Annotated in this window: 6 protein-coding genes; 4 read left to right on the top strand and 2 right to left on the bottom strand. The window is 61.9% G+C overall.

Annotation, left to right across the window (positions count from 1 at the left end):
- Nucleotides 1–57 precede the first annotated feature (57 nt).
- Entirely contained in the window at nucleotides 58–840 is a 783-nt protein-coding gene (locus tag P0D71_RS34970; RefSeq protein WP_091802793.1) for an ABC transporter substrate-binding protein, read from the bottom strand.
- Between the two features lie 426 nt (nucleotides 841–1,266).
- Nucleotides 1,267–1,509: a hypothetical protein gene (locus P0D71_RS34965; protein WP_091802790.1), complete on the bottom strand. Its 243-nt coding sequence runs from the start codon at nucleotides 1,507–1,509 to the stop codon at nucleotides 1,267–1,269.
- Nucleotides 1,510–2,004: 495 nt separating this feature from the next.
- Here P0D71_RS34965 and P0D71_RS34960 point away from each other — a divergent pair, with 495 nt between their 5' ends.
- From P0D71_RS34960 to P0D71_RS34945, 4 genes are all read left to right on the top strand, one after another.
- On the top strand, nucleotides 2,005–3,150 hold the full coding sequence (locus P0D71_RS34960) for an ABC transporter substrate-binding protein (protein ID WP_408182230.1): 1,146 nt from the start codon (nucleotides 2,005–2,007) through the stop codon (nucleotides 3,148–3,150).
- Nucleotides 3,150–4,961, top strand: a complete 1,812-nt coding sequence (locus P0D71_RS34955; protein WP_091802784.1) for a diguanylate cyclase domain-containing protein — start codon at nucleotides 3,150–3,152, stop codon at nucleotides 4,959–4,961. The genes P0D71_RS34960 and P0D71_RS34955 overlap by 1 nt, the downstream gene beginning before the upstream one ends.
- A 322-nt stretch (nucleotides 4,962–5,283) precedes the next feature.
- The gene (locus P0D71_RS34950; RefSeq protein ID WP_408483794.1) at nucleotides 5,284–5,592 is read left to right on the top strand and encodes a hypothetical protein; all 309 of its coding nucleotides are present in this window, start codon (nucleotides 5,284–5,286) and stop codon (nucleotides 5,590–5,592) included.
- An 11-nt stretch (nucleotides 5,593–5,603) separates the two neighbouring features.
- The gene (locus tag P0D71_RS34945; protein ID WP_408483793.1) at nucleotides 5,604–5,945 is read left to right on the top strand and encodes a hypothetical protein; all 342 of its coding nucleotides are present in this window, start codon (nucleotides 5,604–5,606) and stop codon (nucleotides 5,943–5,945) included.
- The last annotated feature ends 55 nt before the right edge of the window (nucleotides 5,946–6,000 follow it).

Genomic DNA, 6,000 nt, shown 5'->3' with positions numbered 1-6,000 from the left:
TAAAATAGAAAGTTTCTGCAAACCGGCAGGGCGCGTCGTCAGACGCGCATGGCCAGCTTAGCCGCCGTACACGTCGAAGTCGAAGTATTTCTTCTCGAGCTTCTTGTACGTACCGTCCTTGATGATGTCGGCGATTGCCTTGTCGACCTTCGCTTTCAGATCGGTGTCTTCCTTGCGCATGCCGATGCCTGCGCCGTTGCCGAGGATCTTCGGATCGTCGAGGTTCTTGCCGACGAAGTCGAAGCCGGCGCCGCGCGGCGTCTTCAGGAAGCCGATTTCAGCTTGCACTGCGTCTTGCAGCGCTGCGTCCAGACGGCCCGACAGCAAGTCGGCGTAGACCTGATCCTGGTTCTGATACGGCACGACCTTCGTGCCCTTCGCTTCCCAGTACGTCTTCGCGTACGTTTCCTGGATCGTGCCTTGTTCCACGCCAACCGTCTTGCCCTTGAGCGAGTCGGCCGTCGGCAGGATGCCCGAACCCTTCTTCGCCACGAGGCGCGTCGGGGTGTTGAACAGTTTGTTCGAGAAAGCGATCTGCTCGGCGCGTTGCGGCGTCATGGACATCGACGACAGCACGCCGTCGAACTTCTTCGCCTTCAGGGCCGGGATCATGCCGTCGAAGTCGTTTTCGACCCACACGCACTTGGCCTTCAGGCGCGCGCAGATTTCATTGCCGAGGTCGATATCGAAGCCAACGAGCTTGCCGTCCGAGCCCTTCGACTCAAACGGGGGGTAGCTGGCGTCAACGCCGAAACGGATGGTCGACCAATCTTTAGCGTGTGCGCCAATCGAGACGGTAGCAAGCAGAGCAACCGTCAAAGCCGCTAGCAGTTTTTTCACTGTTTTACTCCTCGGTGTAGTTCAAATACGCCCGCATGCGGTTGTGCCGCTGCGGGGCACCCGGCGCGACTCACGACCGGGCTTGGGTTGAAGCTGCCAGCCGGGGCGGCCAGCAGCGCGCGCCAAGCTTATCAGTTCAAAAAGATTGGGTAGCTAGTGAAACACCGGATGGCGCAAGAGGCTGGCTTCTAATGCGTGAATGTGGTGGAGATGCGAAAGCGTCGCTGATGCGTATCGGGTGGCAAGGTCCGCTCGTCTCGCGTACGTGTCGCGCACGTAATGCCGCAGTAATGAAGTTGGCTAATTTGCGTGCGTGCGTGCGTCACGTCACGTCACGTCACTTCGCGGTTGTCGCGGCTGCCCGGATGGTGCGCGATTCCACGCGTTCCCACGCGCGCCAGCGCAGGCAGAGCACAAGACGGCGATTCACTCCTTGGCGAGCGAATCCGCGCGTTCCGCGCCGACCTCGCCGCACCAGAGTGCGCCCTTGTCCATCATCTGCGCGTCCTGTGCGGACATGCCCGCGCAGGTGCCGCGCATGTCCTGGGTTTCGCGCTGGGTGCGCTCGAGTGCCGCACGATTCATTTCGCCCTGAAGCCAACTGCCGAAGCACGCAATCGATCCGGCCGCCACGGCCACCCACACCCATTCTGTTTTGCTCAAGCGCATTGTCTGTTTCTTGTCCGACTCGTCGACTACCCGGAAGACAGGCCGCGCGGCATCGCGCGACGCTGCCTTCGACCGCCGGCGGCGGACTGGGCAGGCGAACGTTTATCGGCATCCGCGCGGCGTTTCTTTAGCAATGTGTCGCGGGGTTTGTCCTCGCACAATTTAGCCGCGACTCTTACGTGTTAAGACGCAGATCGCTCGTGTTTCACGGGTTCAAATGTTTCAAACGGCCGTAGTCGAGTTAAAGATTCCGCATAAACTGCCGTTAAATGCAGATGAGCGCGCTTGCTGTATCCCGTTTGACGGAATTTGTTCGACTCGGCGAAGCCGACAACCAAAAATGGTTTTCTTAGCGCTATCATCGTTGCTCCTCGCGCCCGGCCCAATGCCTCACGCAGAGCGTATCTGTCTGAAGAATGTCGCCGGACGACAGTCCGCGGATCGATTCCGTGCGTCGACGCTCGCCATCAGGTCTTCTGCTAAACGGTGTTGTATATGCACATAATGTTTGCGGCAGATGAAAAGCGCGTTTGTAAACGATTCTTTCAATCACGAATCGGCGTGTTTGCGCGCGCCTATTTATTGTGTCGCAGCGTTTGTCTGGGACTTTTGACATTTCTACCCGGCGTGGTTTTTTCCGTCGGCCTTTGTGCGGCCGCGCCGGTTAAAGCCGACGACAACGTCCTGCGCGTGCTCGCGTGGCCAGGCTACGCTGACGCCGACGTGGTGAAGCGTTTCGAGGCGCGTTACAAGGCCCGCGTCGAAGTCACGCTGGTCGATTCCGACGAGGCGCTATGGGCGCAGATGCATGCGAAAGGGACGCCGCCCTTCGACGTGCTCGCCGCCAATACCGCCGAAATCCAGCGCTATACCGAGGCGAATCTTTTGGCGCCGCTCGACCTCGCCAGGTTGCCGAACACCAGAAAACAATTGCCGCGCTTTCAGGCGCTTGCCTCGATTGGCGGCATCACGTCGGGCGGCAAGGCATACGCCATTCCGTTCACGTACTCGTCGATGGGTTTGATCTACGACCGCAAGCAGGTCGCCGTGGCGCCGCGCTCCATGCGCGAATTGTGGAATCCGCGTTACCGCGGCAAGGTGCTCGACTTCAACAGTGCGCAGCACAATTTCTCGTTCACTGCGTTGGCGCTGGGCTATTCCCATCCCTTTCAACTCGATGCCGCGCAAATGCGCACGATTGCTCACAAACTCGTCGATCTGCGCCGCAATCTGTTGACCTATTACACGTTGCCCGAGGAGGCGACCGCGTTTTTCATCCAGCATAAGGTTGCGTTGATGTTCGGCAACTACGGCACCCAGCAGGTCGAGTTGCTGCGCCGGGCGGGCGCCGACGTGGGCTATGTGATTCCCGACGAGGGCGCGCTCGCATGGCTGGATTGCTGGTCGATGACACGCGCGGCGGCCGATCAGCCGCTTGCGCTCGCGTGGATCAATTACATGCTCGAACCGGACGTCAGCGCATTGCTGACACAACGCCAGGGACTCGCCAATACGTTGACGGCGCCCGTGGAAAACAGCGATAACGCGCGTATCGTGTGGATCGGTCCGGTGGAAAATACTCAGCGGCGCGAGGACCTGTGGGCCAGAATCGTGTCCGGGGACCGGTCGGAGCGTTTTTGATGATACGCCCCGGGCTGACCTTCAAATTATCCGTGCTGCTCGCGTGCATCGGCGTGCTCGCGTCAGGCGCGACCGGCTATTACGCGTATCGCGCGAACCGCACGATGCTCGTGAACGAAGCCGGGCGCAGCCTGCTTACGTCGACGGAATTGCTGGGCCAGCGCTTTTCCGCCTCGATCGACGATGTCGGCTCCGACGCGCTGGTGCTCGCGAGCATGCCGTCCACGGCGGACATCGCGCAGACCGACGACGGCGTCGGCCCGAACGCGGCCCGCGAACGGCTGGCGCAGGTGTATTCCAGTTTCATGGTGCATCACCTCGAGTACCTGCAAATCCGCCTGATTACGCGCCAGCACTATGGGCTCGAACTGGTCCGCTTCGACCGCGACGCGGACGGCCTCGTGCGGGTCGAAGGGAAGAACCTGCAGGAGAAAGGTCAGTTTGCCTATGTATTCGACACGCTGACGTTTGCGCCGGGCCGCATTTACATTTCGCCGATCTCGGTGAACCATGAGTACGGCTCGCATGCAGCCCAGGGCAAGCCGACGCTGCGGCTCGGCACGCCTGTGTCGAACGCGCATGGCGACGTGGTGGGCGTCGTCGTGATCGATATCGATCTGGAGGCGCTGTTCAAACGGCTGCAAAGCGATTTGCCGAGCGACTATCGGGTCTACCTCGCCAACGAATGGGGCGATTTCCTCGTTCATCCGGATGCCTCGAAAACCTTCGGCTTCGATCGGGGCCGGCGCGTGCTGATGCAGGACAGTTTCTCCGTCACGAGGCCGCTCTTCGAACAGTCGCAAGGTGAGGTGCTGGTGGACGGTCTTGCGCGGCCGAAGCAGGCCGCCGGCCAGGTACTCGCTTTCGTGCGCAGGCCTTTCGGTGATCTGGCGGGCAACCGCTTCATCGTGCTCGGTCTCGCCAAGCCGCTCGAAGACGTCCTGTCCGGCGCGAATCTGCTTGGCAACAGTATCGTGCGCATGGTGCTGATTTTCAGTGTGCTGGCGCTGTTCCTCGCCATTCTGTTCGCGCGCGCGCTGACCAAGCCGCTGCACATGCTCGCGCATGCGGCAACGCATCTGTTCGCCGAACACGCCATGCCTACGCTGCCGCTCAACCGGACCGACGAGATCGGCGTGCTGGCGCGCTGCTTCGACCGGCTGCGGCGCGAAATCAAATCGCAAATGGACGTGCTGCACGCCAAGCAACGTGAACTCGTGCATCTCGCCACGCATGACGGACTGACCGGACTGCCGAACCGCGTCCTGTTCATGGAGAAGCTCGAAAGCGCGATCGAGGAAGCAACGCGGCGAGAGGAAGGCCTCGCCGTGCTGTTCGTCGACCTCGACCGTTTCAAGCAGATCAACGACCAGTTCGGCCATTCCGTCGGCGACACGGTGCTCGCCGCGGTGGGGCGTCGCCTGAAGCAGGTGCTCTGTTCCGCGGACCTGGTGGCGCGTTTGGGTGGCGACGAGTTCATCGTGCTGATCGAAGGGCCGCGCGCGGCAGAGGCGGCGCCCGCGATCGCCGCGCGCATCATGGAGGCGCTGAACGAAGAGGTCCGGGTTGAAGGGCAGAACATGACGGTGGGCGCGAGCATCGGCATTAGCCAGTTTCCCGACGACAGCGGCACGGCGGAAGAATTGCTGCTCAACGCCGACGCGGCGATGTATGCGGCTAAATCCGGCGGACGTTGCGCGTATATGCGTTACCAGGATGTGCTCGAAGCGCGCCGGCGCGAGCAGGTCGAGGCGCACGCGCAGGCCGGCGAGGGCGCAACGCAAGGACACGAGGCCGAACCGACGGCCTGATGCAGCCAAAACGCGCATCCTGCTTTCCAGTCAGCTTTCCGGCTGCTTGCGATCTGCTTTCCGTCGGCTGCGCCTGCTCCTTTTTTCTCGCCGGAATCACGAGGCAACTTTGCCTCGATTTTCGCTTCGCCGAGCGTCGAAGCAATCGTTTGCGCCGATCTTGAGACAAGTCTTTTTGATTTTCGGCGAAGCGTTTCCGTCGTATCAATTTTCCCTCGAGGCTGCCGAAAACTCCGTTATAGCAATGAATCGACGGGAGATTTCCGTGAAGCGACAGATAGGGTTGCTGGCTGCCGTGTTCGCGCTCGCCGGCTGCGCCCAGATGCCGCCGCCGAGCGCGGCCCATACGGACAAGGCGCCGAACGAGGTGCTCAGTTTCGACATTCCGCCCGACGCGCTCGGCGCGCGCGATCCGCAACTGACCACCGTGCTCGCGAAAGCGGGCGCACTCGCCGCCGCGCAGCCGCAGTCCACAATCGTTCTCGTGACGGCGCTGGGGCAGGACTTCGCGTACCTGAATCAGGCGGTGTGGAAGGGCGTGCCGGCACAGCGCGCGGGCCGGGTGAACTTCGAGAACCGCACCGCCGGATTGGGTCAGCCGTATAGCGTATCGATCAGGACGGTCCAATGAAGGAGGGCACCGTGACCGTTCGCATCACTTTGCTGGCGCTGGCCATGCTCCTCAGCGCGCCGGCCTTCGCCGGCCAGCCTGGCGCGGACCTGCAATCCGCCAGCGCGTTTCCCGCCGCGGCGGACAAGGTGTATCCGCCGTTGCCGTCGCTGGCCATGCTGCCGCCGCCGGGCGCGGGCGATGACGAATTGCCGGTGAAGCCGGTATCGCATCGAAAGAAAACGCATGTGGCGGCGCAGGCGCAGGAGCGCAGAAGCCCGCCCGCCCCGGTCGTGCGGATCGTCGTGTCCGACGCCTCGCATGCGTATCTCGACTCGGTGCAACGGCAGATCGATCTGGCGCTGGCCAAATAAACCGGCCGGCGCTTCGACGCGGGTCACGCTGCATCACTATCAAACGGAAGGATGC

This window comes from Paraburkholderia sp. RL17-383-BIF-A (genome assembly GCF_046028015.1).
Classification (GTDB): domain Bacteria; phylum Pseudomonadota; class Gammaproteobacteria; order Burkholderiales; family Burkholderiaceae; genus Paraburkholderia.
The sequence above is the reverse complement of the archived record's forward strand: the minus strand, read 5'-3'. Positions and strand labels throughout refer to the sequence as shown.

Excerpts from the sequence above, each read along its gene's own strand:
- P0D71_RS34950 (WP_408483794.1), top strand. The coding sequence starts at position 5,284 with ATGCCGCCGCCGAGCGCGGCCCATACGGACAAGGCGCCGAACGAGGTG.
- P0D71_RS34960 (WP_408182230.1), top strand. The coding sequence starts at position 2,005 with ATGCACATAATGTTTGCGGCAGATGAAAAGCGCGTTTGTAAACGATTC.
- P0D71_RS34955 (WP_091802784.1), top strand. The coding sequence starts at position 3,150 with ATGATACGCCCCGGGCTGACCTTCAAATTATCCGTGCTGCTCGCGTGC.
- P0D71_RS34965 (WP_091802790.1), bottom strand. The coding sequence starts at position 1,509 with ATGCGCTTGAGCAAAACAGAATGGGTGTGGGTGGCCGTGGCGGCCGGA.